At 67.6% G+C, this 3,085-nt stretch carries 3 protein-coding genes; all 3 read left to right on the top strand.

The window, feature by feature from the left end; all coding sequences use genetic code 11:
• A partial coding sequence (gene yajC, locus V6M39_RS00090; RefSeq protein ID WP_332641623.1) for a preprotein translocase subunit YajC occupies positions 1 to 334 on the top strand: 334 nt, incomplete at its 5' end.
• A 1-nt stretch (position 335) separates the two neighbouring features.
• Positions 336 to 2,105: a protein translocase subunit SecD gene (secD, locus tag V6M39_RS00085; RefSeq protein ID WP_332641622.1), complete on the top strand. Its 1,770-nt coding sequence runs from the start codon at positions 336 to 338 to the stop codon at positions 2,103 to 2,105.
• A partial coding sequence (gene secF / locus V6M39_RS00080; protein ID WP_332641621.1) for a protein translocase subunit SecF occupies positions 2,105 to 3,085 on the top strand: 981 nt, incomplete at its 3' end. The genes secD and secF, both read left to right, overlap by 1 nt.

The raw sequence follows: 3,085 nt of genomic DNA, 5'->3' as shown, positions 1-3,085 counted from the left end.
GCTGTGGATTGCCGCGATTGCGGTGGTCTTCTGGCTGCTGATCATCCGTCCTGCCGCGCGACGTCAGCGAGAGGTCAGTGCGCTCCACGCAGCGCTGTCCGTCGGTGACGACGTCCTGCTGACATCCGGCGTCTTCGCGACCATCGTCGGTGCTGCCGACGACCACCTCGAGGTGGAGATCGCGCCCGGCGTGGTCATCCACATCGTGCGGGGAGCGGTTGCCTCGCTGCGGGTGGACAACGTGGACGACACCGACCAGACCGATGACGCCGATGGCGCCGACGAGGCCGAGTCGGCCGACACCGCCGTACCCACCGACACCGAGGATCGCTGACATGGCCGCCCGCCGCCCACGCCCCGGACGCACCCTGATCATCTTCTTCCTCGGCCTGGCCGTCTGTTACGGACTGGTCGCGCTCGCCGGGAGCTGGAAGCCCACCCTGGGCCTCGACCTCCAGGGCGGTACCCGGATCACGCTGACCGCCGAGAAGGCACCGAGCAGCGAGAACCTCGAAGAGGCCCGCCGGATCATCGACCAGCGTGTCAACGGCTCCGGTGTCGCCGAAGCAGCCGTGACCACCCAGGGCGGCAGGAACATCGTCGTCGAGGTCCCCGGCAAGACGACCGACCGGGCGCAGCTCGAGGAGACCGTCAAGCGGCAGGCACAGCTCCGGTTCCGCCTCGTTGCGTGTTCCGAGCGCAGCCAGGGCGGCCCGTGTGCGCAGGCCAGCGGCCTCCCCGGTGGCCTGGGCCGCGCGCCCCTGTCCCTGGGCGCCGACGAGGAGCCGACCCCGACTCCGACTGCCACCGACACGGCGACCGGAACCGCAGACCCGACCGTGGACCCCAGCGCGGACCCCTCTGCCGACCCGAGCGCGACTCCGACCGCTCCCACCGCGACCGACCCGGGTGGCGACGGGGAGAAGTGGACCGTCAAGGACGACATTGCCTGGTCCCGCGCGCCTGATGCGGACGCCATCGCGGCCTACAACAACTACACCTGCGACGCCAAGGGTGTCCTGCTCACCCTCGACGGCAAGCCCGCGGACCTGCCGGACGTCTGGGACGAGCCATTCGTGGCCTGCTCCGAGCCCGAAAAGGGCCAGTCGATCAAGTACCTCCTCGGCCGCTCGGTCGTCGAGGGCACCGAGCTCGACGACGCCAGCGCGCAGACGCCCCAGGGCGCCGTCCGCTGGGTCGTGGCCATCGAGATGGGCAACGACAAGGACAAGGCGCTGCCCAAGGGCTCCGCTGGCGCCTCGTCCGACTTCGAGGCCGTCTCGCGTGCCTTCGCGGGCACCGAGGAGCAGTTCGCCGTGGTCCTCGACGGCCTCGTGCTGACGGATCCGGTGATGACCAGCGTCATCACCGATGGCCGCTCGCAGATCGAGGGCAATTTCACCGAGCAGAGCGCGCTCGACCTGGCCAACAGCCTCAAGTTCGGTGCGCTGCCGATCCTCTTCGACGACAAGCAGACCTCGGTCGAGGAGATCGGACCCTCCCTCGCCGGCAACCAGCTCAACGCAGGCATGCTCGCCGGCGCCATCGGCCTCGCGCTGGTGATGCTCTACTGCCTCTTCTACTACCGCGGCCTCGGCCTGGTGGTCGTGAGCTCGCTCTTCGTCGCAGCCGGCGTCACCTACGCCATGGTGCTGCTGCTCAGCGAGACGGCGGGCTTCACGCTGACCCTGCCCGGTATCGCCGGACTGATCATCGCCGTCGGCATCACCGCGGACTCGTTCGTCATCTTCTTCGAACGCATCCGCGACGAGATGCGTGAGGGCAAGTCGATGCGGGTCGCCGTCGAGACCGGTTGGGCGCGTGCGCGCGTCACTCGTGTCGCGGCCAACACGGTGCAGCTGCTGTCCGCATTCGTGCTCTATGTCTTCGCCACCGGCGCCGTGAAGGGCTTCGGCTTCGCGCTCGGCCTCACCACGTTGATCGACCTCGCGGTGCTCTTCTGGTTCACCAAGCCGCTGGTGTCCTGGCTCGCCCAGTTCAAGTTGTTCAACTCCGGACACAAGCTGTCGGGTCTCAGCAAGGAGACGCTCGGTATGGATGTCACGCCCGACCGCAAGGTTGCGACCGTGGGGGGTAGGGCCTGATGGGCAAGATGTCCCGACTGGGCAACGACCTCTACCAGGGTCGCAAGTCCTTCAACTTCGTCGCCAAGCCGTGGCTCTGGTACGCCGTCTCGCTCCTGCTGGTTGGCACCGCCGTGGCCGTGCTGTTCCTCAAGCCGCTCAACATGGGCGTCGAGTTCACCGGTGGTACGACGCTCTCTGTCGAGGTCGGCGCCCAAGCGGCGACTCAGGACGAGGCCGATGACCTGCGGGAGGTCGTCAAGGACTCCGGCCTCGAGCCCGCCAAGAATCCGACGGTCACGACCGAGGGCAACAAGTCTCTCACCGTTCAGGTCGAGAACCTGAGCGAAGCCCAGCGCACTGAGATGCGTGCGCTCCTGCAGGACCGCTACCCCGATCTCACGGACCAGAAGGTCTCCATCCAGGACATCGGTCCGAGTTGGGGCGAGCAGGTGGCCAAGCGCGCCGCCCTCGGCGTCGTGATCTTCCTGATCCTCGTGGTGCTGTTCATCTGGGCGTACTTCCGCGAGTGGCGGATGTCCGTCGCGGCCTTCGTCGCGCTGGTCCACGACGTGGTGCTGACGGTCGGCGTCTACGCGCTGTCCGGCTTCCAGGTCACCCCTGCGGCGGTCACCGGTGTGCTCGCGATCCTCGGCTTCTCGCTCTACGACACGGTCGTGGTGTTCGACAAGATCAAGGAGAACACCCACCAACTCCGCAAGAAGACGCAGTCGTACTCCGACGCGGCCAACCTCGCGGTCAACCAGACCCTGGTGCGTTCGATCAACACCTCGATCGTGGCGCTCATCCCGATCGGCGCGATCCTGTACGTCAGTGCGGTCCAGCTGGGTGCGAGCTCGCTCCAGGACCTGGCGCTCGCCCAGTTCGTCGGCATGGCGATCGGCGTCTACTCCTCGGTGATGCTCGCGCCTCGCGTGCTGGTGCACCTGAAGATGCAGGAGACCGAGGTCCAGCTCCAGGCCCGCCGCGCGAAGGCCAAG

Origin of the sequence: Aeromicrobium sp. (assembly GCF_036675695.1) — a bacterium.
In the GTDB taxonomy this organism is placed as follows: Bacteria; Actinomycetota; Actinomycetes; order Propionibacteriales; family Nocardioidaceae; genus Aeromicrobium.
The sequence above is the reverse complement of the archived record's forward strand: the minus strand, read 5'-3'. Positions and strand labels throughout refer to the sequence as shown.